General features: G+C 42.6%; 34 protein-coding genes and 1 pseudogene. 4 read left to right on the forward strand and 31 right to left on the reverse strand.

The genetic code is table 11. The features are described 5' to 3' along the window. Nucleotides 1-253: 253 nt before the first annotated feature. A complete protein-coding gene (locus FQ084_RS12200) occupies nt 254-754 on the forward strand; it encodes a DUF4124 domain-containing protein (protein ID WP_149490912.1) in 501 nt (166 codons plus the stop codon). A gap of 38 nt (nt 755-792) precedes the next feature. Here FQ084_RS12200 and FQ084_RS12205 read toward each other — a convergent pair whose 3' ends face one another. Beyond that, nucleotides 793-2,568 (reverse strand): NAD(P)H-hydrate dehydratase, encoded by a 1,776-nt coding sequence (locus tag FQ084_RS12205; protein ID WP_149490913.1) that lies wholly within the window; start codon nt 2,566-2,568, stop codon nt 793-795. A gap of 308 nt (nt 2,569-2,876) precedes the next feature. On the opposite strand from FQ084_RS12205, the gene queG reads away from it, so the two are divergent. Beyond that, complete coding sequence (gene queG, locus FQ084_RS12210) at nt 2,877-4,040, forward strand: tRNA epoxyqueuosine(34) reductase QueG (RefSeq protein WP_410477346.1); 1,164 nt, start codon at nt 2,877-2,879, stop codon at nt 4,038-4,040. Between the two features lie 121 nt (nt 4,041-4,161). Here the strand turns inward: queG and lysM are convergent, their stop codons facing one another. The 6 genes from lysM to FQ084_RS12240 form a co-directional block, all read right to left on the reverse strand. Then, nucleotides 4,162-4,671, reverse strand: coding sequence for a peptidoglycan-binding protein LysM (gene lysM / locus FQ084_RS12215; RefSeq protein ID WP_149490915.1), 510 nt, complete (start codon nt 4,669-4,671; stop codon nt 4,162-4,164). A 355-nt stretch (nt 4,672-5,026) separates the two neighbouring features. Next, entirely contained in the window at nt 5,027-5,263 is a 237-nt protein-coding gene (gene acpP, locus FQ084_RS12220) for an acyl carrier protein (protein ID WP_025652201.1), read from the reverse strand. 285 nt (nt 5,264-5,548) lie between these two features. Then, entirely contained in the window at nt 5,549-6,283 is a 735-nt protein-coding gene (fabG, locus tag FQ084_RS12225) for a 3-oxoacyl-ACP reductase FabG (protein ID WP_262880790.1), read from the reverse strand. After that, nucleotides 6,274-7,242 carry an ACP S-malonyltransferase gene (gene fabD / locus FQ084_RS12230; RefSeq protein ID WP_149490917.1) on the reverse strand — a complete coding sequence of 323 codons (969 nt, stop codon included), beginning with the start codon at nt 7,240-7,242 and terminating at the stop codon, nt 6,274-6,276. The genes fabG and fabD overlap by 10 nt, the downstream gene beginning before the upstream one ends. 380 nt (nt 7,243-7,622) lie before the next feature. Further along, nucleotides 7,623-7,805: a 50S ribosomal protein L32 gene (rpmF, locus tag FQ084_RS12235; protein WP_079691010.1), complete on the reverse strand. Its 183-nt coding sequence runs from the start codon at nt 7,803-7,805 to the stop codon at nt 7,623-7,625. Nucleotides 7,806-8,188: 383 nt separating this feature from the next. Continuing rightward, nucleotides 8,189-8,782 (reverse strand): YceD family protein, encoded by a 594-nt coding sequence (locus tag FQ084_RS12240; protein WP_149490918.1) that lies wholly within the window; start codon nt 8,780-8,782, stop codon nt 8,189-8,191. 209 nt (nt 8,783-8,991) lie between these two features. Here FQ084_RS12240 and FQ084_RS12245 point away from each other — a divergent pair, with 209 nt between their 5' ends. After that, nucleotides 8,992-9,738, forward strand: coding sequence for an elongation factor P hydroxylase (locus tag FQ084_RS12245; protein WP_149490919.1), 747 nt, complete (start codon nt 8,992-8,994; stop codon nt 9,736-9,738). Nucleotides 9,739-10,005: 267 nt separating this feature from the next. Continuing rightward, nucleotides 10,006-10,626 carry an L-threonylcarbamoyladenylate synthase gene (locus FQ084_RS12250; RefSeq protein ID WP_149490920.1) on the forward strand — a complete coding sequence of 207 codons (621 nt, stop codon included), beginning with the start codon at nt 10,006-10,008 and terminating at the stop codon, nt 10,624-10,626. Between the two features lie 68 nt (nt 10,627-10,694). Here the strand turns inward: FQ084_RS12250 and rplQ are convergent, their stop codons facing one another. From rplQ to rplB, 24 genes and pseudogenes are all read right to left on the reverse strand, one after another. Further along, complete coding sequence (rplQ, locus tag FQ084_RS12255) at nt 10,695-11,054, reverse strand: 50S ribosomal protein L17 (RefSeq protein WP_011279809.1); 360 nt, start codon at nt 11,052-11,054, stop codon at nt 10,695-10,697. 19 nt (nt 11,055-11,073) lie between these two features. Further along, on the reverse strand, nt 11,074-12,081 hold the full coding sequence (locus FQ084_RS12260) for a DNA-directed RNA polymerase subunit alpha (protein WP_068408445.1): 1,008 nt from the start codon (nt 12,079-12,081) through the stop codon (nt 11,074-11,076). 81 nt (nt 12,082-12,162) lie between these two features. Next, nucleotides 12,163-12,804 (reverse strand): 30S ribosomal protein S4, encoded by a 642-nt coding sequence (rpsD, locus tag FQ084_RS12265; RefSeq protein ID WP_011279807.1) that lies wholly within the window; start codon nt 12,802-12,804, stop codon nt 12,163-12,165. A gap of 48 nt (nt 12,805-12,852) precedes the next feature. After that, nucleotides 12,853-13,242 carry a 30S ribosomal protein S11 gene (gene rpsK, locus FQ084_RS12270; RefSeq protein WP_045454458.1) on the reverse strand — a complete coding sequence of 130 codons (390 nt, stop codon included), beginning with the start codon at nt 13,240-13,242 and terminating at the stop codon, nt 12,853-12,855. 20 nt (nt 13,243-13,262) lie between these two features. Continuing rightward, the gene (rpsM, locus tag FQ084_RS12275) at nt 13,263-13,619 is read right to left on the reverse strand and encodes a 30S ribosomal protein S13 (protein ID WP_149490921.1); all 357 of its coding nucleotides are present in this window, start codon (nt 13,617-13,619) and stop codon (nt 13,263-13,265) included. A 255-nt stretch (nt 13,620-13,874) separates the two neighbouring features. Continuing rightward, nucleotides 13,875-13,991 (reverse strand): 50S ribosomal protein L36, encoded by a 117-nt coding sequence (rpmJ, locus tag FQ084_RS12280; RefSeq protein ID WP_010196721.1) that lies wholly within the window; start codon nt 13,989-13,991, stop codon nt 13,875-13,877. A gap of 31 nt (nt 13,992-14,022) precedes the next feature. After that, entirely contained in the window at nt 14,023-15,354 is a 1,332-nt protein-coding gene (secY, locus tag FQ084_RS12285) for a preprotein translocase subunit SecY (protein WP_188032972.1), read from the reverse strand. Between the two features lie 19 nt (nt 15,355-15,373). Continuing rightward, on the reverse strand, nt 15,374-15,814 hold the full coding sequence (gene rplO / locus FQ084_RS12290) for a 50S ribosomal protein L15 (protein ID WP_149490923.1): 441 nt from the start codon (nt 15,812-15,814) through the stop codon (nt 15,374-15,376). Then, nucleotides 15,814-15,993 (reverse strand): 50S ribosomal protein L30, encoded by a 180-nt coding sequence (gene rpmD, locus FQ084_RS12295; protein WP_068408453.1) that lies wholly within the window; start codon nt 15,991-15,993, stop codon nt 15,814-15,816. The genes rplO and rpmD overlap by 1 nt, the downstream gene beginning before the upstream one ends. Before the next feature lie 20 nt (nt 15,994-16,013). Further along, complete coding sequence (gene rpsE, locus FQ084_RS12300) at nt 16,014-16,529, reverse strand: 30S ribosomal protein S5 (protein ID WP_010196711.1); 516 nt, start codon at nt 16,527-16,529, stop codon at nt 16,014-16,016. Between the two features lie 2 nt (nt 16,530-16,531). Beyond that, nucleotides 16,532-16,882: a 50S ribosomal protein L18 gene (gene rplR / locus FQ084_RS12305; RefSeq protein WP_149490924.1), complete on the reverse strand. Its 351-nt coding sequence runs from the start codon at nt 16,880-16,882 to the stop codon at nt 16,532-16,534. A gap of 11 nt (nt 16,883-16,893) precedes the next feature. Further along, nucleotides 16,894-17,427, reverse strand: coding sequence for a 50S ribosomal protein L6 (gene rplF / locus FQ084_RS12310; protein WP_149490925.1), 534 nt, complete (start codon nt 17,425-17,427; stop codon nt 16,894-16,896). A 175-nt stretch (nt 17,428-17,602) separates the two neighbouring features. Further along, nucleotides 17,603-18,001, reverse strand: a complete 399-nt coding sequence (gene rpsH / locus FQ084_RS12315) for a 30S ribosomal protein S8 (RefSeq protein WP_149490926.1) — start codon at nt 17,999-18,001, stop codon at nt 17,603-17,605. A gap of 11 nt (nt 18,002-18,012) precedes the next feature. Continuing rightward, nucleotides 18,013-18,318 carry a 30S ribosomal protein S14 gene (gene rpsN / locus FQ084_RS12320; protein WP_021813378.1) on the reverse strand — a complete coding sequence of 102 codons (306 nt, stop codon included), beginning with the start codon at nt 18,316-18,318 and terminating at the stop codon, nt 18,013-18,015. A gap of 12 nt (nt 18,319-18,330) precedes the next feature. After that, nucleotides 18,331-18,867: a 50S ribosomal protein L5 gene (gene rplE / locus FQ084_RS12325; RefSeq protein WP_102077550.1), complete on the reverse strand. Its 537-nt coding sequence runs from the start codon at nt 18,865-18,867 to the stop codon at nt 18,331-18,333. Between the two features lie 21 nt (nt 18,868-18,888). Further along, nucleotides 18,889-19,206: a 50S ribosomal protein L24 gene (gene rplX / locus FQ084_RS12330; protein ID WP_011279796.1), complete on the reverse strand. Its 318-nt coding sequence runs from the start codon at nt 19,204-19,206 to the stop codon at nt 18,889-18,891. Nucleotides 19,207-19,214: 8 nt separating this feature from the next. After that, nucleotides 19,215-19,583, reverse strand: coding sequence for a 50S ribosomal protein L14 (rplN, locus tag FQ084_RS12335; RefSeq protein WP_010196702.1), 369 nt, complete (start codon nt 19,581-19,583; stop codon nt 19,215-19,217). 181 nt (nt 19,584-19,764) lie between these two features. Then, complete coding sequence (rpsQ, locus tag FQ084_RS12340; protein ID WP_068408467.1) at nt 19,765-20,037, reverse strand: 30S ribosomal protein S17; 273 nt, start codon at nt 20,035-20,037, stop codon at nt 19,765-19,767. Then, nucleotides 20,034-20,231, reverse strand: coding sequence for a 50S ribosomal protein L29 (gene rpmC, locus FQ084_RS12345; protein ID WP_010196696.1), 198 nt, complete (start codon nt 20,229-20,231; stop codon nt 20,034-20,036). The genes rpsQ and rpmC overlap by 4 nt, the downstream gene beginning before the upstream one ends. Then, on the reverse strand, nt 20,231-20,644 hold the full coding sequence (gene rplP, locus FQ084_RS12350) for a 50S ribosomal protein L16 (protein WP_068034608.1): 414 nt from the start codon (nt 20,642-20,644) through the stop codon (nt 20,231-20,233). Before rplP ends, rpmC begins: the two co-directional genes overlap by 1 nt. Further along, nucleotides 20,584-21,376 (reverse strand): annotated as a pseudogene (rpsC, locus tag FQ084_RS12355) (30S ribosomal protein S3). The gene rplP and the pseudogene rpsC overlap by 61 nt, the downstream one beginning before the upstream one ends. A gap of 3 nt (nt 21,377-21,379) precedes the next feature. Then, nucleotides 21,380-21,709: a 50S ribosomal protein L22 gene (rplV, locus tag FQ084_RS12360; protein WP_045446615.1), complete on the reverse strand. Its 330-nt coding sequence runs from the start codon at nt 21,707-21,709 to the stop codon at nt 21,380-21,382. A 10-nt stretch (nt 21,710-21,719) separates the two neighbouring features. Continuing rightward, nucleotides 21,720-21,995: a 30S ribosomal protein S19 gene (gene rpsS, locus FQ084_RS12365; protein WP_021813372.1), complete on the reverse strand. Its 276-nt coding sequence runs from the start codon at nt 21,993-21,995 to the stop codon at nt 21,720-21,722. A gap of 12 nt (nt 21,996-22,007) precedes the next feature. After that, nucleotides 22,008-22,835 (reverse strand): 50S ribosomal protein L2, encoded by an 828-nt coding sequence (rplB, locus tag FQ084_RS12370; protein ID WP_149490928.1) that lies wholly within the window; start codon nt 22,833-22,835, stop codon nt 22,008-22,010. Nucleotides 22,836-22,838 lie beyond the last annotated feature (3 nt).

A 22,838-nucleotide genomic window follows, 5' to 3' on the forward strand; every position in this document is an offset into this window, starting at 1 on the left:
TCAAGTGCCACGGCAATATCATAAAAGCCGCTCACTGACCAATCAACTGCTATTATATTCGATGGTTTAAGCACCATTGTCAAGAAAAACTTCTAAACCCCATCCCTAACTATTAGTTATTAAATAATGTACATTTATAAGTATTATTTGCTAAAATCAAACACTAGTGTATTTATATTGTTATCAAGACGTTTAAATATTATCCTTAACTGATAAATACATCCGTTTTTTACCTATTAAGAGGATTGTTACTATGGCATATGCGTCTACAATAAATACCGCTGCCAAACTGCTTATGAGTATCAGTGCGGCGTGTATGCTTATGCTGCCAATCAATGCCAGTCATGCCATTCAGGTTTATAAGTCTATCGGCGCGCATGGTGAGGTGAAATACAGCCAGCATGCCCCACAAAATGGTAAAAATATTGAAGTGATTGAATTTCGTAGCGACGGCAGGCAAAGTAACGCTGGACAGTTAGCTGGAAAGACCGAAGCTAACCAAGCTGCACCACAAAGCGCAGAAGAACAGCGCGTTGCTCAGCTAGAAGCACGTATCAAAGAACAAGAAGCGCAGGCCAATGCCCAGCGCTGTCAGTCATTACGTAATAACTTGACCAACTTAAATGTTGGCGGACGTATTTATGAAATGGATGCCAATGGTAAACGTCAATACTTAGATGGCCGTGAGATTGAGCTCAAGCGTGAGCGCGTACAGCAAGCCATCAATCAATATTGTAATGGCGCTAAGACCTAATCTTAAGCATGTTCTACTGAATGCTTGTCCGTAGTTAACTACTCAGTCATTAATTGCATAATATGACGAATAGCAGCGGGCATATCTTGCGCTTGTAAGCCTCGTTGACCGACCAATAATGACTTTTCATTATTGGTAAAATTGCTTAATTTTCCCATCTGTTTGACTAAGCAGTCTCCTGCCAGTCCATGAAGAAGAGCCGCTTGGTGTAAACTACGCGCTTCTTCTTTTAAATCCTGCTGGGCTAGCAGACCTGCAATCACACCTGATAGCACATCACCCATGCCCGCACTGGCCATGCCTGCATTGCCCACGCCGCAAACATAAACACGATTGCCCTCTTGATCCTGCTTCAAAACCAGCGACCCTGCACCCTTTAACACCCAATCCCCACCATACCTCTCTGCGCACTGTTTTATCGCTAATAACCTATCAGCCTCTACTTCACTGACCTCTTTATTTAGTAATCTAGCCGCTTCACCACTATGCGGTGTTAAAGACACCCGATGCTTAACGCTATGCGCTTTTAATTGTGCGACCAGTTGATGCTCATCGCGCTGTAATGATGCCAAATGATAAAGACCGTCAGCATCAATGATTATCGGTTTATCTTCTGCTATAGCTGCTTCAATATAAGTGATAAACAATGCTTTTGCTTTTTCATCACGACCCAGCCCCATGCCGATAGCTATAACACTGGCGTCTATAATAAGAGCTTTCACTCCACTCATATCATGTAAATTAATCGTCATCGCATCTGGTAGCGAGGTTAAGAGCGCTCCATGAAATGCCTCATGACAGGCGACGGTTATTTTACCTGCCCCTGTTGCCATCGCACTCGAGGCAGAAAGGATAGCAGCGCCGCCCATCCCTTGAGAACCATCGATGCGATTACCACCAATGACCAATACGTGTCCATAACTGCCCTTATAGCTATTCTGTCGACGGGGACTTAAATGATGCGCAGTCGTCGTTAATGTGGCAGCTGGCTCAAATGCTTTATTACCGACTTGATAAGGTATCAGCGGTATATCAATCACCTCTCCACTGTAATCCATACCATCCTTAGTATGTAAACCAAATTTGCGCGCAATTAAACATAGAGTCGCATCAGCTTGTACCGCTATATGGTCGAATACTTGGCCAGTTGAAGCAACCAATCCGCTAGGAATATCAACCGCAATCACCAAAGCGACGTTATATTGATCGGCATGATTCAGGGCGCAAATTGCCTGCTTAAAAACACTTGTAGGCGCACGATCCAGACCGATACCAAATAGCGCATCAACATAAACATCCGCTCGCAACTGTTTGTCTATTTTTTCATTGGCATGATAAGCGCCATCTTCAAAGCGCTGATAAGGGCAATTAGCAGATAATGCCACCTGTAGAGCCCTTGCTGCATCAGATAGCATATTTGCCTTGTTAGAATTTTGCGTTGTATCCTCTATCTCAAAATCGTGACTATCAAAACCGACGGTTATTACCTCTACCTGCCAGCCCATTTGCTGCAAATAGTAAGCAATCAGCCAACCGTCGCCACCATTATTCCCCCGCCCGACCCAAATACTCGCTCGACGCTTATAAGTAAGGTGACGGTAAAATTTAACGTTAGCTACTGCATGAGTATTGAGCATTTTTTGCTCATAAAGCGCCGCAATATACTGTGCCATATGCCATGCTGCTTGTTTCATTAATCCAAAACTGTCATTACCTTCGTCAAACCATGCCTGCTCCATTGCATAGAGTTGCCCACTGCTATATAGCGCCACTGGCATGGTCGTGTTTGCTAATAAATTGGCTGGTACTGGCATGGCTGATTCTCGCTTATTTTTATTGGATAGGCTTATTGTTTTAATAATTAGATAACGTGTCATTTATATAAGCTTAGTTAAATTCTACGTTGGCTTATATCTCAGTATAAATCCAGATTTATTTGTTTTGGTACTTGCGCTCTTGGCTCACTGGCTTATCATACTGCTATTCACATTATCATTTATAGCTAACTATGAATAGCAAATTCAAACCTACCCTGTTGACGCCATCAACTACGCAGATATCCAATGAGCAGACGTTAGTTGATCCTCTGTCAGCTGCCTCTAATCATCTACCCAAAGCGAAGATAGCCGCTAATACTGTTAATAATATCGCCGTTAATAATACGCTGACATTTGCGACAGCAGTAGACGTTAAGCAATGGATTAAAGCCCAAGCACAAGCCTTAGGCTTTGCTGACTGTGGGTTTTTATCGGTGCATCATCCTTTATTTATTCAGCAGACCGAACGACTACAACAATGGTTAGCTAAGGGTTATGAAGGTCAGTTGCAGTTTATGCATAACAACCATCAGCTACGCGCCCATCCCGAACAGCTGGTAGAAGGCGCGAAAACCATTATCAGCGTACGCATGGATTACTTAACCCAAACCCCAACTCCGCGAGCAGTCACTGATTATCATTATCCCAATCAAGGTATTATTGCCCGTTATGCTAGAGGACGCGATTATCATAAAACAATGCGTAGTCGTCTCAAGCAATTGGCATTAAGAATTGAAGCCATGCTTCCTGAATGGCAGCATCTTAATATCGGCTCAGAGCAAGATTTTATTTTTAGACCCTTTAGTGATTCGGCACCTATCTTTGAGCGCCCTATTGCCGACGCAGCAGGTCTCGGCTGGACGGGCAAACATACATTGCTCATCAACAAGCAAGCCGGCTCATTCTTTGTACTGGGTGAGCTGTTTATGAGCCTCGAGCTGCCCGATGATGCACCTGTCAAAGAGCATTGTGGTAGCTGCAGCGCTTGTATCGACATCTGCCCTACCCAAGCTATTGTCGCGCCCTACGAGCTCAATGCTTCTGCCTGTATCTCTTACCTCACTATTGAGCACGATGGTGTGATTGATAGCAAATACCGCCGCGCTATTGGTAATCGTATCTTTGGCTGTGATGACTGTCAGCTTATTTGTCCATGGAATCGCTATGCCAATTTAGCGTCGGTAGACGATTTTGCGCCAAGGCACAATCTTGATAGCAGCAGTTTGCTTGAACTATGGCAATGGCAAGAAGCGGAGTTTATGAAGAAGACTGAAGGCAGTCCACTTAGACGCACAGGTTACGTGAATTTTTTACGTAATATTGCCATTGCTCTCGGCAATGCGGATGGAAGTAAAGAGATAATAACTCACCTTCGTACAAGATTGGCCATACATAGTGCCATGCTGGATGAACATATTACTTGGGCTATCAAAGAGCAGCAGGACAAACTAGAAAGCTTTGAGCCATAACCTCTATATTAAATATACCAAACAAAAAAAATGCCTCTTATTAAAATAAGAGGCATTTTTATTAGCATGTAACTTTAAGTATTTATGTTTAAAAGTCTATCTTTTAATATTTAAAATCATCTTATGGCTTAGGGATACGTAGTACTTGACCAGGATAAATCTTATCAGGCTCAGAAAGCATCGGCTTATTGGCTTCGAAGATTTTCATATAATCATTTGCTGAACCATAAACTTCTTTTGCAATTTTAGATAAGCTATCACCAGATTTTACCGTATACATAGTAGATTCAGGCGCATCTTCTTCAATATCGATATTATCGATGACTTTAGCAACGTTTTGTACGTTACCAATCGCAATAATAGCTTTTTCACGGTCTGCTTGCGTTTTCGCTTTACCGCTGATTTCAGCAGTATCGGTTGAACCATTATATTTAACTTTTAAGTCACTGATATTAAGATTCTGCTGCTGAATGCGACGAAGTAAAATATTGGCAACAGACTGAGCTGAAGGCTCACTACTTTGTACTGGGGTATTGGCATCTGCTTTGGTTTCTGCTTTAGCGTCATGCTTGGCATCATCACGGTTAAAGATTTTATCACCGATATCTTTTGCAAAACTGAACATACCCATATAATTGCTCCTTAAAATATTGTTATTTATTATTCATCGTTATTATCGTACTGGCTAATGGATTCAACCGTTTCGTCAAGTGATCTATTAATCAGTACATCTTTATTACCGCTTACCGTTTTAATTATAGACAAAGGTAGGTGGCATGAATAGTAATAGTATGTTGAGTAATGTTGATTTGGCGTAGCTTATGTTAACGCAATCGTTAATAGTAGAATTCATATTTAAGAATAATGTCAAAAAAGTAAGATATGCCACTATAGACAATCAAAGGATATATATAAAAAATCAGCAAAAAAAACCGCTTATCTATTAAGATAAACGGTCATATCAAACCTATTAAGCCAATCGCTAATTATAGCTGTGCTTGAACATAATCAATGGCTTTTTGAACCGTTGTTAGTTCTGCTGAATCTTCATCAGGAATAGTGATGCCAAAATCGCTTTCAAATGACATAACCAATTCAACTAGGTCTAATGAATCAGCGCCTAAGTCTTCCATAAATGATGCATCATTGTTGATGTCTTCAACATTCATACCTAATTGTTCCGCTACTGCAGCTTTAACTCTTAGCTCGGTATCATTACTCATGTAGATTTCTCCTTTTTGATCTATTATTTTGACAAATTGCTATAATCCCGTGATTGGACGCTATAGCAGTGTATATAAAATGGGATGGTCAGATTAATATGGATGTCTGAGTGCACTATAACCAGTTATACGTTTTGACTAATGTCTGGTAAAGCCTTGCTATCATACAGGGCTTTGACAAAAAAGTATCCGCCATTATAACACCCTTTATTATAGTTTACACTCGTTCACAGAGATTTTTATTATAACTATGTAACGCTTAATCAGGATGATAAATCCTAATGACTACATGTACATGCCACCATTAACAGGAATCACCGCCCCTGTAATATAGCTGGCTTCATCACTCGCTAGGAATGAGACCGCCGCTGCAATATCTTCTGGCTGACCAAGACGGCTAATCGGTACCGCATCGAGCATTGAGTTGAGTAAGCGCTCATCGAGCTCATCGGTCATATCTGTTTCAATCAAACCGGGGGCCACACAGTTAATGGTCACCTGTCGTGAGCCTATTTCACGCGCCAAAGTACGGCTAAAACCCTCTACACCGGCTTTAGTCGCCGCATAGTTAGATTGACCTGCGTTACCCATTTGAGCGACGACAGAGGTAATATTGATGATACGACCACGGCGTGCTTTCATCATACCGCGTACCGCACGTTTACTCATACGATAAACTGAGGTTAAATTGGTATCAATCACATTGTCCCAATCTTCATCTTTCATGCGCATCAACAAGCCGTCTTGGGTAATACCCGCATTATTGACCAATACTTGTACCGCGCCATAGACGCTTTCAATCTCTTCAAACAGTTTATCAATCTGCGCAGTATCACGCACATCTAATACTCGACCAATACCGCCACTATCGTGTAGATATTCGTCAATAAGTGCCGCGCCTTTTTCCGTGGTCGCTGTACCAATAACAAAATGTCCTTCTTTTGCAAAACGTTTGGCAACGGCTTTGCCAATACCGCGGCTAGCACCAGTCACTAATGTAATCGTACGGCTCATGATAATACCTCCATTAACTTATCTAGACGGGCGGGCTTGTCAGTAGGATAGCTAGTAATAGGATGCGCTTGACGCTTCGCCAAATTACTCAGGACATTACCACTGCCACACTCAATTAAAATATTAATTTGTTTGTCCGCCAGCTCCTGCATGGTTTTTGACCATAAGACAGGTTCACTTAACTGCTCAGTCAATGCCTGCTTGATGCCTGTTGCACTGGTTTCAACGCGCGCATGACGGTTCTGAATCACTGGAATGGTCGCTTGATCAAATTGAATAGCCGCCAACTCTTCAGCCAGTGCACTGGTCGCGGGCGCCATAAGGGCACAATGTGACGGTACACTGACCTTTAATGGAATGGCTTTTTTGCCGGTATTTTGTACTTTATCAATCACCGCAGTGACGCCTGCCGCATTACCTGAAACCACCACTTGTCCTGGACTATTAAAGTTTGCTGCCCCGACAATGGCATCATCAACATGCTCGGCGGCTTGTTCACACAAGTTTTCAACCCGGTGGTCTTCTAGACCTAATACTGCTGCCATCGCGGTATCAATACCAACCACTGCTTCTTGCATCAATTGGCCACGTTTATGCACCAGCTTGACGGCATCCGCAAGCGTTATCACACCAGCGGCACAGAGGGCGCTATATTCTCCTAGAGAATGACCCGCTAGGTAACAAGGCTTGTCTTCTATTTTTTGTTGTAAAATGCGCCAAACGGCGATGCTAGCGGTCAATAACGCCGGCTGAGTATATTGGGTTTGATTAAGCTTGTCTTCATCCTGACAAATTGCCCATAAATCTTCGCCAAGCGCTGTACTCGCCTCAGTAAAGGTATCACGAATGTCAGGATATGCTTCAGCAAGCTCGCCCATCATACCAACGACTTGCGAGCCTTGTCCTGGGAAGATGACCGCAATGCGAGTGGGTTGTTTCTTTATCATATCGGGTACAGAGGCCATAACCAATATTCCTTATTTAATTGGCAATACCCCTAAATTAATGGGGTGCATTATAGAATTAGAGAATAATTAGAAGGTTTATTATATAAAGTAATTGCTATCCTTATTCCTTTAAGACAGCTGACTGCTATTAAACTATACACTGACGCAGGCTATTAGCATAGCTGCCAAAAAGCCGATTGCTTAAAATGATTCATTTATAACATTTACTGATAAAAAATGAATAGCAAAAAGCCAAGTTATCTAGCCACATAATATATGATAGCGAAATAACTTGGCTTTCGTTTGCTCAAACTGCTTGCCCAATAACAACTGTGTAAAATCATAGATAGTTATCGGAACTATCATCATTTTGCATCAACCATCAATTAGCAAATAACTTAAGCGTCTTGACTAACTTTAAACAGCTGGCGACCACGATAGAAACCATCTTTAGTCATGTGATGACGACGATGCTTTTCGCCAGTGGTGGCGTCGATGCTTAACTCAGCGATTTCCATACGATGATGTGAACGGCGCATGTCACGACGAGAACGACTTTTACGACTTTTTTGAACAGCCATGATATAGCTCCTATACTTAAAAGGGATAAGCTTGAAATTCAGCTTTAATCGATACTGACAGAGGCTATATAATCACAACAACCTAAGTCTTACGCATCATTAGTTAAATAGATTGCCACACGTATTGAAGTGCTGACTACGTCTAAAATCTATAGTTCGTTTGCGAGGCCAGCTTCTCTCTGCCAGCGGCAGATCGCTAGAATGCAATAAACGGGACATTATACGCATGTTTAGCGAATTAATAAAGCCCTGCTTGCCACTCTTCTGCAGAAAGCCGATAAAAGATATGAAGTCGCCTTTAATTACGTCTAGCGTTATGATGAAGCATAACTACGGTAAAGGCTAAATGGAACGGCTTATACCTATAATATGCACTGATACGACTACAACTTACCTTTTAACGATGCTAACGCCGCAAAAGGATTTTCTTTTTCCTCTTCTTCTGGTATCTCACCAAACTGCTCAACACTCATTTCACAATCATCATGCTTTGGTGCCATAGGTGTTTTCAGTAAGATTTCATCTTCGACCAATTTTTTAAGCGGTAATAAGCGCTCAGGAGCCGGCTCAGTGATAATTTCATCAAGCAATAGATAATCCTGCTCTTCACCAACTAAGCGTACTTGGCTTTCATTATCGAGTAAGGCAATATCATAATCATCGGTCAAATCGATAACGATAGGTTGCAAACAACGCTGGCAAGTTAACCATATTTCACCCGTTAAGGTAAAAGAGAGATGCAGTACATTATTACGGCGATAGAGATTGGCTTTGATCTGAAGCTCCGACTGTAAATGTTCAGTCGTCAGTAGAGCATTAAGACGCTCAAAAGAGCGGGGTGCCACTTGCCCTACCCATTCAAAACCACTGTCTTCCCATTTACTTAAAGAGATATGCTCTGGCAAGTTAGCTGGCGTAGGTGCTGATGCTTTATCAGCCTGAAGCGCTGACGGCTTGTTTGTTGGGGTGCTTGACATGCGCGGCCTCATTGATCAAAAACGGTGTATAATATTGCCTGCTATACTAACGGAAAGCACTGATTAGCGCTAGCGCTAGTATGTTAAGATTTTTTGGCACTGGTTTTGATACCAACTCTCGCATTCGGTTGGTATCTACTTTTAGGCTATTTTCTTATTGCATACCGCGCGACGAATCTCTTATATTTTATTTGGTTAATATTTTACTTATGATATCGCCTACTATTGACCCTGACTTTTCTCACTTACTCTCTGCGCTTGACGCCAAACGATTACTACAACGTCTCAATGCATTGGACAGTAAAAAAACCAATAATCATTTGAATGCTAAAATGAAAGCGCAATTGGAAGTATTATCAAAACAATGGCTGCAACTTATTCGTACTCAACAGATAAATATCTCTTCTGATAAGCCCAGCATAGATGCGGCAGATGAAAATATTTATGATGATAATGAAAAAACAGCGACCGACTGGCTTATAAGCTTATTCAATACCCTATTTTCTGAGCAAAAGGTTATTTTAGTTCGCGGTAATGGGGAGCCAGAATATTTCCCCGCTAAAGACAATCAGCCAGCACGTATTGAATTTGCACATGGTTTTTTTCAAAGTGCCTTACATGAATGTAGTCACTGGAGCCTAGCTGGTAAAGAGCGTAGAAGCTTGAGCGACTTTGGCTACTGGTATGCCCCTGATGGGCGCACAGCAGCTCAGCAGCAAGCATTTGAGCGTGTAGAAATCAAACCACAGGCGCTAGAGTGTTTATTTAGCTTAGCTTGCGGTCGTAATTTTCGAGTATCACAGGACAACCTATTTGCAAACTTTGACACTAGTGGCAGCACCTTTGCTCATGATGTGTGTCAACAAGCGAAAGAGTATATTGTTGACCCTCAGACGCTACCGCGTGATGCCAAAACGTTATTGCAGGCATTACTGAGTATTTGCAGTAGTGATTAGCTGCAAGACCTTACTCACCGCTTATTCATAGTGATTAAGAATCATCATATTTTATTATGTTAACGTTTCCCTACTCATAGTAACGCCTTGTCAATAAACTTATATTTGCTTTGCGGTATAGTGGATATGTAAGTTTGATTTTTTATATCTATCTGGTTAGAAAAAACTCTGATATTAAAGCTGTTCAATTCAATCATGATTCATTAAATTCACCATATTAGAAACCCTCGTATTAAGTAATCTATAATTATAAAATAAGGAATGACTATGCAAGTATTCTACATTCATCCAGAAAATCCGCAGCCGCGGCTGATTGAACAAGTGGCAGAATTATTGCGTAAGGATCAATTAATCATTTATCCCACTGACACCAGTTATGCTTTTGGCTGTCGCTTAGGCGCAAAAGATGCATTAGAGAAGCTTAAACATATTCGTGAGCTTGATGATAAACATCAATTTACCTTACTTTGTCGTGATTTAAGTGAGATTGCCAATTACGCCGCAGTAGACAATGTTCAATTTAAACAGCTTAAAGCGCATACCCCCGCGCCTATTACCTTTATTTTAAACGCCACCAAAGATGTACCTAAGAAACTGGCTCATGCAAAGAAAAAAACCATTGGTATTCGTGTGCCAAGTAATGCTATTGCTCAGGCACTGTTAGAGGCGATGGATGAGCCTATTTTGACCAGCTCATTAATACTACCAAATCGCGATGATATATTGGATGATCCCTTTGAAATCGAAGACTTGCTGGGTAATCAAATAGATGGGCTCATCAATGCTGGTATCAAAACCACCAAGCTGACTACCATTGTCGATATGACTGACGGTCAGCCTGAAATTATCAGACAAGGTGCTGCTGACGTCAGTGACCTACTGCTATAAATAAAAAATGCATAAAAAAAAGCTCCAATTAATTGGAGCTTTTTTTATCTTACGATTAGCGTATAAAATTAGTCGCGATCAACCAATTCTACATAAGCCATAGGCGCATTGTCACCATCACGGTAACCGCATTTTACGATACGCAAATAACCACCTGGACGAGCTTGGTAACGAGGACCAAGAGTGCCAAATAATTTGCCTACCATAGCTTTGCTACGCATACGGCTAAATGCCAAGCGACGGTTAGCAACGCTGTCTTCTTTAGCCATAGTGATTAATGGCTCAGCAACGCGACGTAACTCTTTTGCTTTTGGTAAAGTTGTTTTGATCAGTTCATGCTCAAATAATGAGTTGGTCATGTTCTGAAACATTGCCTTACGATGACTGCCGGTACGACCCAGCTTGACTCCACTCTTACGATGGCGCATAGTCAAAAATCCTTAAAGTTTAACGGCTACGATAAGAAAAGCGATCATCAACACGAAGGTCAGCTGGCGGCCAGTTATCTAGGCGCATACCGAGCTCTAAATCTTTAGACGCTAATACGTCTTTGATTTCCGTTAATGATTTCTTACCAAGATTTGGGGTTTTTAGTAGTTCAGTCTCTGAACGCTGTACCAAATCACCGATATAGTAAATGTTTTCAGCTTTCAAGCAGTTGGCTGAGCGAACCGTTAGTTCAAGATCGTCCACAGGGCGTAATAGCACCGGATCGACCTCTTCTTTTTCTTTCACAGGCTCAGGCGCTTCTTCAGCTTCTAGGTCAACAAAGATAGAAATCTGTTGTTGTAAAATAGTGGCTGCTTTACGAATTGCTTCTTCTGGATCTATAGTGCCATTAGTTTCAAGCTCAATGATAAGACGATCAAGATCCGTACGTTGTTCTACACGTGCGTTCTCAACCTGATAAGCAACACGAAGTACTGGACTAAAACTTGCATCAAGCTTCAAGCGTCCAATCGCTTTAGTGTCACCGTCTTCACGGCGCTGGTTTGCTGGCTCATATCCACGACCCATTACTACACGCAAACGCATCTTAAGATGACCACGATCGCTTAATGTACCTAATACCAATTCTGGATTGATAATATCAACATTATGCGGCAAGGTGATGTCTGCAGCAGTAATAGTGCCTGGACCTTGTTTATCCAAGGTCAAAAATACTTCATTTTGGTCATGAAGGGTGATTGCTAAGCCTTTTAGATTCAAAAGCAAATCAAGCACGTCTTCTTGTAGCCCTTCAAGCGTTGAGTATTCATGGTCAACACCATCAATCTCAGCTTCAATGACTGCAGCACCAGGTAATGAAGATAACAAGATGCGACGTAAGGCATTACCTAAGGTATGCCCAAAGCCGCGTTCTAACGGTTCGAGCGTGACTTTCGCAATCGTTTCATTAACCGTATCCACGTTAATGGCGTTCGGCGTTAGAAACTCAGTTGCACTTAGCATCATGATGTCACCTCGATTTATTAAACTGGTTTAATTAACGTCAATTGCTCAATGCTATTTTCATAACATCGAGCATCACGTTACTTACTTAGAGTATAGCTCAACGATCAAGCTTTCGTTGATTTCAGCAGGTAGATCAATACGATCAGGCGCTTTTTTAAACGTGCCTTGTAGTTTGCTGTGATCAACATCTAGCCATTCTGGAATACCACGTTGTGTTGCTAGTTCAATAGCGTTTTTAATACGTAGTTGTTCGCGAGACTTCTCTTGGATAGCGATGACATCACCATCTTGCAACTGAATTGATGGAATGTTCACACGAACAAACTCATCACGACCAGCTTTTTTTACCATCACAGTGCGATGGCTCACTAGCTGACGCGCTTCAGCGCGAGTCGAGCCGAAGCCCATGCGGTATACTACGTTATCAAGACGACTCTCAAGCATTGCTAACAAGTTTTCACCAGTAGCGCCACGCTTACGAGCAGCTTCTTTGTAGTAGTTTGCAAACTGACGCTCTAATACACCGTAGATACGCTTAACTTTTTGTTTTTCGCGTAACTGTAGAGAGTATTCTGAACTTTTATTACGGCTAACACCATGTTGACCAGGTGGACGAGCCGATTTTTTCGTTTTTACGTCGTATGGTTTAACACCAGACTTAAGGCCTAAGTCTGTACCTTCACGACGTGATAATTTGAGTTTTGGTCCAATATAACGGGCCATTGTTATGTCTCCTATAAGCTCTTATTGTAAAAAGCTTCGTCTTTAATATTAGACGCGGCGCTTTTTCGGCGCACGGCAACCATTGTGTGGGATTGGGGTTACATCAGAGATGCTGTTGACTTTATAACCCAATGCACCTAGTGCTCTTACCGCAGACTCACGACCCGGTCCTGGTCCTTTGACCAAAACGTCGATATTCTTAACACCGTATTCTTGAGCCGCTTTACCAGCGACTTCAGCTGCAACCTGAGCTGCAAATGGTGTAGATTTACGTGAACCACGGAAGCCTTGTCCACCTGAAGTGGCCCAAGCCAATGCATTACCCTGACGATCGGTAATCGTAACAATGGTGTTATTAAAAGACGCATGGATATGGGCAATGCCCTCCGATACTGAACGACGAGTCACCTTTTTGCGACTGCGAGTGTCTTTTGCCATCTTTTAGCTTCCTAAGTTAATTATCTTTTGAGAGGGCGTGTCGGACCCTTACGAGTACGAGCGTTGTTCTTGGTGTTCTGACCTCTAACTGGTAGGTTACGGCGATGGCGGATGCCACGGTAACAACCAAGATCAACCAAGCGCTTGATATTCATTGACACTTCACGACGAAGATCGCCTTCAGTCATGTATTCTGCAACTTGTGCACGGATAGCATCTAACTGTGTATCATCTAACTGACTGACTTTAGTAGTAGGGGCAATGCCAACTGCTTCTAAGATTTTCTGAGCAGTGGTACGACCTACACCAAAGATGTAAGTTAGTGAAATAACAGCATGCTTATTATCCGGAATGTTTACGCCGGCAATACGAGCCATTGATTTCTCTCCATTAAAGAAAAACAAGCCTTATCTATTGATAATGCATTATTTTTCAGATTTGTTGCTGTCAATACTAAAGCTTTTATAATTATTATCGCTGTTTTGACTTGGTAACCAAGCCCATTCGTTGACTATTTTATAAAAGATTTTGCATAAACTACGGCAAGTGGCGGATGATATCCCATCCGCCGTCATTTTTCAAGTATTAATTTAGTTAATAGTACAAGCTTAGCGCTTTGTTCTATTAAAATATTAACCTTGACGTTGCTTGTGGCGAGGTTCTGCGGTACAAATGATATGTACACGGCCTTTACGGCGCACAACTTTACAGCTACCACAAATCTTCTTAACTGATGCTTGAACTTTCATAGCATACTCCTTGAAATATCGTACCGCTCATTTAAGGTTGAGTGGGCGATTGAATTAACGTCTGATCATGATATTGATGGGTCATCAAATGCGCTTGGATTTGCGAAATGAAGTCCATCACCACAACCACCATAATCAGTAACGACGTACCACCAAGTTGAAACGGTACACCAAACGATGACTGGACGATCATTGGCATTAAACAAATAACCGTCATATACATCGCGCCAATAAAGGTCAGTCGGTTTAATACATGATCGAGGTAACGCTGAGTTTGTTGTCCGGGGCGAATACCTGGGATATACGCACCACTACGTTTAAGGTTTTCAGCTACTTCACGTGGACTAAATACCAGTGCCGTATAGAAGTAACAGAAGAAAATAATCATTGCGCCAAACAGAACCAAATATAGCGGCTGTCCTGGAGACAACACCAATGCCATATTCTGTAATATCTTTTGCGTAAAGGTAGGATCAGCTGATTGACCAACCCATTGCCCCAAACTTGCTGGAAACAACAATAACGAGCTAGCAAAAATGGCTGGGATAACCCCTGCCATGTTCAGCTTCAACGGCAAATGTGACTGCTGCTGAGCATATATCTTGCGACCTTGTTGTTGTTTCTGCGCATAGTTGACGGGTACACGACGCTGAGCACGTTCAATATAAACAATACCCGCAGTAACCGCGATACCTAGCAACACAAAGATAAAAAGTACAATCAAGTTCATCTGCCCTTGATTGACCTGTTCAATAGACTGCGAAATCATACCTGGGGTACCAGCCACAATACTCGCAAAAATGAGCATTGAGATACCATTACCTACACCGCGCTCCGTAATCTGCTCACCAAGCCACATTAAGAACATAGCGCCAGCTACCAATGAGGTAACCGCTGGAATATAAAAGGTCAAGCCAGAAGATAAGGTAAGATTTTGACTGATTAAGCCAGCACACATTCCTAATGACTGTACTAGCGCTAAAGCAAGTGTACCTTGACGGGTATACTTATTTAGCTTACGTCGTCCCGCTTCACCTTCTTTTTTGAGGGCTTCAAGCGATGGCAATACTGCAGACATCATCTGTACAATAATCGATGCTGAAATATATGGCATGATGCCAAGCGCCATAATGGACATACGCTCTAGTGCACCACCTGAGAACATGTTAAACATACTCAGAATGGTATTTTCGTTGCGCGAAAACAGATCAGCCAAGTTAACCGGATTGATACCCGGCACTGGAATATGTGACCCTAAACGATAAACAATCAATGCGCCGATTAAAAATAATAAACGCGTCCATAATTCATCATACTTACGTATAAATGCAAATGGATTGAGCGGTATACCAGCTGATGACATTGATTGTTTTGACACGTTACTACTCCTCGATGCTACCACCAGCAGCTTCGATTGCTTGCTTGGCGCCTTTAGTCACTTTGATACCTTTAAAAGTATAAGCTTTAGTGACTTCGCCTGACAACATAATACGAACGCGCTTCATGTCATGACGGATAAGGTTGGCAGCTTTTAATGTTTCAATGCTAACCACATCGCCTTCAATTTTATTCAGTTCAGACAGACGCACTTCAGCAGTCGTCATTGCCATTTTACTGGTAAAACCAAATTTTGGTAGGCGACGATATAAAGGCATTTGACCACCTTCAAATCCTGAGCGAATGCTAGAACCTGAACGAGATTTCTGACCTTTTACACCACGACCACCAGTTTTACCAAGACCTGAACCGATACCGCGACCACGACGTTGGGCAGTTTTCTTTGCGCCAACACCTGGTGATAATTCATTTAATCTAAGTCCCATTACGCTTCCTCCACTTTTACCATGTAGTTAACGCGATTGACCATACCACGAGTTGAAGGAGTATCTTCTACTTCAACAGTATGACCAATACGGCGTAAACCCAATCCTTTCAAGCTCGCTTTGTGGCTCTTGAGGCGATGGGCACCCGATTTAAATTGAGTGACTTTCATTTTTTTCATCGTAACTCACCTAGTCTAAGTTAACCCAAGATTTCGTCTACAGATTTACCACGTTTCGCTGCCATCTTTTCTGGAGTTGACATATCACGTAAACCATTGAACGTTGCGCGAACAACGTTAGCGGTATTGGTAGAACCATAACATTTAGTCAAAACATCTTTGACACCAGCAACTTCTAATACAGCACGCATTGCGCCACCAGCGATTACGCCAGTACCTTCAGATGCAGGTTGCATATAAACTTTACTAGCACCATGACGTGCTTTGATTGGATGATACAAAGTTGCATCATTAAGCTCAACAGTAATCATATTACGTTTGGCAGCTTCTAGTGCTTTCTGGATAGCAGCTGGCACTTCACGTGCTTTACCGCGACCAAAACCAACACGACCGTTGCCATCACCCACTACAGTTAGTGCGGTGAAAGAGAAAATACGACCACCTTTAACAACTTTTGCAACGCGATCAACGGTAACTAAGCGTTCTACTAGACCGTCAGTCTGTTCATTTTTATCATTTTTATCATTTCTAGCCATGATTAAAACTCCAATCCGTTTTCGCGAGCAGCTTCAGCTAAAGCTTTTACTCGACCATGATATTTAAAACCACTACGGTCAAAGGCAACTTTAGTGATACCAGCTGCTTTTGCGCGTTCTGCGATCAATTGGCCCACAGACGTCGCTGCATCAGCGTTACCAGTTGCGCCTGAACGCAAACTGCTGTCTAAGGTAGATGCCTGAGCAATCACTTCACCACCGTTCGGAGAGATAATCTGGGCATAGATGTGTTTCGGCGTACGGTTAACCGTTAGACGATGAACGCCCAAGAAACGGATATGTGCGCGGGTTTTCTTAGCTCGACGTAGACGAGCTGCTTTTTTATCAAACATTTCAACTCACCTTATTTTTTCTTGGCTTCTTTGCGAATCACATGCTCGTCACTATAACGAATACCTTTACCTTTGTAAGGCTCTGGTGGGCGGAAAGCGCGGATATTAGCCGCTGCTTGGCCAAGCTGCTGCTTATTGTTTGATTTCAAAACAATTTCAGTTTGCGTTGGTGTTTCAGCCGATACACCTTCAGGTAACGTATATTCTACTGGATGTGAGTAACCAACGTTTAACGTTACTTTATTACCAGCAGCTTGAGCGCGATAACCAACACCAATTAGTTGAAGACGTCTTTCAAAGCCTTCGTTAACGCCTGTAACATAGTTGTTAAGCAGGGCGCGCATGGTGCCAGTATGCATCATGGCTTCTTTTGAATCGACTGTAGGTGAGAAAATGATTGCATCATCTTCCTGTTTCAGCTCGACCAAATCATGCAGGCGTAAAGACAAATTGCCGTTCTTGCCTTTAACTTCGACCTGCCGATCGTTCAAAGTAACGCTTACGCCGTTTGGCAGCGTCACTGGGGCTTTAGCCACACGAGACATAGGAATATTCCTTAAAAAATTAACTTCTTTATATTAGCGAAAAAACTAACAGGCTAAAAAGCGTGTTAGTTTAGCATAGTTGACCGCGTTAGACACCTACCAATGTGAAATAATTCATCATTATTAGATTGCTAGACGTCTAACAAACGTCAAATAGACTTTGTCGTCGTATAGCTTACGCTACAAATGCAACGACTTCACCACCAATACCAGCAGCACGTGCAGCACGATCAGTCATGATGCCTTGGCTAGTTGATACGATAGCAACGCCCATACCTTGTTTAACGGTAGGGATAGCGTCTTTACCGCGATGCTGGCGTAAACCAGGACGGCTAAAACGTTGAATCGTTTCGATAACAGCTTTGCCTTCGAAATATTTCAATTCGATAGATAAAGTTGCTTTGTTATTGTCTTCTTCAGTAACAACGGCGCTAGCTACATAACCTTCACTAACCAATAAGTCAGCGATTGATTTACGTAGTTTAGAGCTCGGCATTGCTACCGATACTTTATTGGCCATTTGTGCGTTACGAATACGGGTTAGCATATCCCCAACGGTATCTTGCATACTCATATAGTTACTCCTTACCAGCTTGCTTTACGAACACCAGGCACATCGCCTTGCATGACACGCTCACGCAGCATATTGCGTGATAAGCCAAACTTGCGGAAGTAACCGTGAGGACGACCTGTGATAGCACAACGATTGCGCAGACGTACTGGCGATGAGTTACGTGGTAGAGCTTGTAGCTCTAACATCGCTTCCATACGAGTTTCGTCACTTGCAGTCATATCACTGATAGTTTCTTTTAGCTTGATACGCTTGTCAGCGTACTTAGCAACCATTTTTTCGCGCTTTAATTCGCGGTTAATCATGCTCTTCTTTGCCATAACGTCTTTACCTTATTTAAATGGGAAGCCGAATGCTTTAAGCAACGCACGACCTTCTTCATCAGTACCAGCTGACGTGGTGATTGTCACATCCATACCGCGGATACGATCAATCTTGTCAAAGTCTACTTCTGGGAATACGATTTGTTCTTTGATACCCAATGAGTAGTTACCACGTCCGTCAAAGGCTTTAGGTGAAAAACCGCGGAAATCACGAATACGAGGAATTGCAATGGCAATGAGACGATCTAAAAATTCGTACATTTGCTCACCGCGTAGCGTTACTTTACAGCCAATTGGCCATTCTTCACGAATCTTAAAGCCAGCAACTGATTTACGCGCTTTGGTGACGACAGGTTTTTGACCAGCAATCGCGGTCATGTCAGCGACTGCACCTTCAAGCAATTTCTTGTCTTGAGAAGCGCCGCCTACACCCATGTTTAGTGTGATTTTAGTGATTTTAGGCACTTGCATCACATTCGCCAAACCAAGTTCTTCTTTGATTTGCTGCTTTAATTCTTCGTTATATAAAGATTTTAATCTTGCCATTACCATTACACCCTTAGTGTCTTACGCAGTCGCCACTACTTCACCGTTCGAACGATAGACGCGTTGTTTCTTGCCGTCTTCGCCGAATTGATAAGTAATACGATCAGCTTTTTGGGTTTGCGCATTTAATATTGCGACATTTGAGATATGCAGAAAAGCTTCTTGCTTAAGAATGCCACCTTCAACGCCAGTTGCCTGATTTGGCTTCTGATGTTTAGTAACAATATTAATGCCTTCAACTTTAATACGATCATTTTTTACAGCTTGCACAGTACCTTGCTTGCCTTTGTCTTTCCCAGCAATCACGATAACTGTATCGCCTTTACGTAATTTTGACATGGATTACCTCACAATACTTCTGGTGCTAGTGATACAATTTTCATAAACTGATCACCACGTAGTTCACGAGTTACCGGTCCAAAAATACGAGTTGCAATCGGTGCTTTATTTTGGTTCAACAATACCGCAGCATTGTCGTCAAAACGCAGAACTGAACCATCAGGACGACGAACGCCTTTTTTGGTACGTACAACTACCGCATTCATCACGTCGCCTTTTTTAACACGACCACGAGGAATGGCTTCTTTAACCGTTACTTTAATAATGTCGCCAACTGATGCATAACGACGATGAGAGCCACCCAGTACTTTAATGCACTGAACTCGTCTTGCACCGCTATTATCTGCAACTTCCAGCATCGATTCAACCTGAATCATAGCGTTACTCCACACGTATGAGCAATAAAAACCAGTTGCTGCCGCTAGCACAGAATGAGTAGTCGGCATTTTAATAATAATAACCGCTGCTACTCTTAATGTGAGTGATATACGCTCGGCGCAATCAGCATCCTTAAAAAGGCGGCTATTTTAACAGCTTCTGGCTTTTAATGCAATTTACTTAGATTTTTTCTACTTTTTCAACCACTTCAACCAAAGTCCAAGACTTGGTTTTTGAGATTGGACGCGTTTCTTTGATGCGAACAAGGTCACCTTGTTGGCAAACGTTGTCTTCATCATGGGCTTTAATTTTGGTAGAACGACGAAGCTGTTTGCCATACAAAGGATGACGAACCAGACGCTCAATCAAAACCGTGATGGACTTGTCCATCTTGTCGCTGACAACTCGTCCTGTCAATACGCTAGCATTAGCTGTTTGATTGTTATCGCTCATGAGTCGCCTCGTTGTTTCTCGTTAATCAAAGTCTGAATCTGAGCAATCGTGCGACGATTGCCTCTGACTTCATGGGTATTACCCAACTGACCAGTTGCTTTAGCCATACGAATACGGAAAGCATCAAGTTGCTTTTCATCAAGTAACTGAGTCAGTTCTTCTAATGATTTATCACGTAATTCACTGATCTTCATTACATTATCGTCCGCTTAACAATGGTAGTTTTAAAGGGCAGTTTTGCTGCAGCAAGCGTTAACGCTTCGCGAGCAAGTTCTTCTGAAACCCCTTCGAGTTCATATAGCACTTTACCAGGTTTGATTTCGCATACCCAATATTCTACAGGACCTTTACCTTTACCCATACGTACTTCTAGTGGTTTATTGGTAATTGGTTTGTCTGGGAATACACGAATCCAAATCTTACCGCCACGCTTAATTTTACGAGTGATGGTACGACGTGCTGCTTCAATTTGACGGGCAGTCATACGACCACGAGTCAACGATTTTAGACCAATTTGTCCGAATGCAACGGTGCTTCCACGATGAGCTAGCCCAGTGTTACGACCTTTATGCATTTTACGAAACTTGGTACGTTTTGGCTGTAACATAGTTTAACCTCTGTCTGTGTTTCGACGGTTTCCGTTTCCACGACCACGGCGTTTTGGCGCGCGAGTCTGCTCTTCTTTGACGGGATTATATACGCTGTTCATACCGTCAAGGATTTCGCCACGGAAAATCCAAACTTTTACACCGATAGTGCCGTAAGTGGTTTCTGCACGGACTGACGCGTAGTCAATATCAGCGCGGAGTGTATGCAATGGCACACGACCTTCACGATACCATTCAGTACGAGCAATCTCAGCACCGCCAAGACGGCCAGACAACTCAACTTTAATACCTTTAGCACCAGAGCGCATGCTGTTCTGTACCGCGCGCTTCATCGCACGACGGAACATAACGCGACGCTCAAGCTGGCTGCCGATACCATCAGCGACCAAACGTGCATCAAGATCAGGTGACGTGATTTCTTCAATATTGACCTGAGCAGGTACGCCCATGATTTTGGTCAATTCTTTTTGAAGTCTTTCGATATCTTCGCCTTTCTTACCGATAACAATACCAGGACGCGCAGTGGCGATGGTAATCTTAGCAGCACCAGTAGGACGCTCAATCATGATATTGCTAATCATAGCATTATCTAGTTTTTTGCGTAGATACTCGCGAACTTGAATGTCGTTGATCAGGTATTCTGAGTATTGTTTAGGGTTAGCATACCAGTTTGCGTTATGCTTTTTGACAACACCAAGACGAATTCCGATTGGATGTACTTTTTGACCCATAACTTATTCTCCTACCTTTATAGTGATGTGACAAGTACGCTTACTGATACGATCAGCGCGACCTTTAGCACGTGGTAGGATACGTTTTAGCGTAATGCCTTCATCAACATAGATGGTTGATACTTTAAGGGTATCAATATCTAAACCGTTGTTATGTTCAGCATTGGCGATGGCTGAGTTAAGACATTTCTTAACAAACACAGCGCCTTTTTTATTACTATACGTTAGGATATCCAAAGCACGCTCGATAGATTTGCCACGAACTTCATCGGCAACGAGTCTAACTTTTTGTGCCGAAATGGCGGCACCGCGTAATTTTGCAGTTACTTCCATGGTAAGCACCTTATTTCTTAGCTTTTCTGTCAATGCCATGACCACGATACGTACGAGTCGGGGCAAATTCACCTAGTTTATGACCAACCATCTGTTCGCTCACGATAACCGGTACGTGAGTACGACCGTTGTGAACAGATAAAGTTAGGCCAACCATTTGTGGCAAAATCATCGAGCGGCGCGACCAAGTCTTAATTGGTTTGCGTGAGTTGGTGTCTAATGCATTCTCAACTTTAGCAAACAAGTGCGCGTCTATGAATGGACCTTTTTTCAATGAACGAGGCATGAAGTTCTTCCTTTATTTCTTCTTGGCGCGGCGGCGGATGATCATACTGTCAGTACGCTTATTATGACGCGTTTTAAGTCCTTTAGACTTCTGACCCCAAGGGCTGGTTGGATGGCGACCTTTGTTACGACCTTCACCACCACCATGTGGGTGATCAACCGGGTTCATAGCAACACCACGAACAGAAGGACGAACACCACGCCAACGTGAAGCACCGGCTTTACCAAGTGATTTCAAGTTGTTTTCAGTGTTAGAAACTTCACCAATAACAGCACGGCAGTTCACGTGTACACGGCGTGTTTCGCCAGAACGTAGACGTAGAATAGCATAAATACCGTCGCGACCTAGTAATTGAACGCTGGCACCCGCAGAACGAGCTAGCTGTGCACCTTTACCGATTTTAAGTTCGATATTGTGAATCACAGTACCCAATGGGATGTTTTTCAACGGTAAACAGTTACCTGGACGGATTGGAGAGTTCTCTCCTGACATTACTGTATCACCAACTGCTTGTTTTTTAGCAGCAATGATATAGCGGCGTTCACCATCAGCGTACTTAAGTAAAGCAATGTGCGCAGTACGGTTAGGATCGTATTCAATACGCTCTACCGTGGCTGGAATATTGTCTTTAGTACGTTTGAAATCGATAATACGATAATGTTGCTTATGACCACCACCGATGTGACGAGTCGTGATGCGACCATTATTGTTACGACCACCTGACTTACTTTTTGATTCGAGAAGCGCTGCAAAAGGACGACCTTTGTAAAGGTGTGGATGCACCACTTTTTCAACAAAACGACGGCCTGGTGATGTTGGCTTTGCTTTTACGATAGGCATGAG

The organism is Psychrobacter sp. ANT_WB68, from assembly GCF_008369115.1.
In the GTDB taxonomy this organism is placed as follows: Bacteria; Pseudomonadota; Gammaproteobacteria; order Pseudomonadales; family Moraxellaceae; genus Psychrobacter.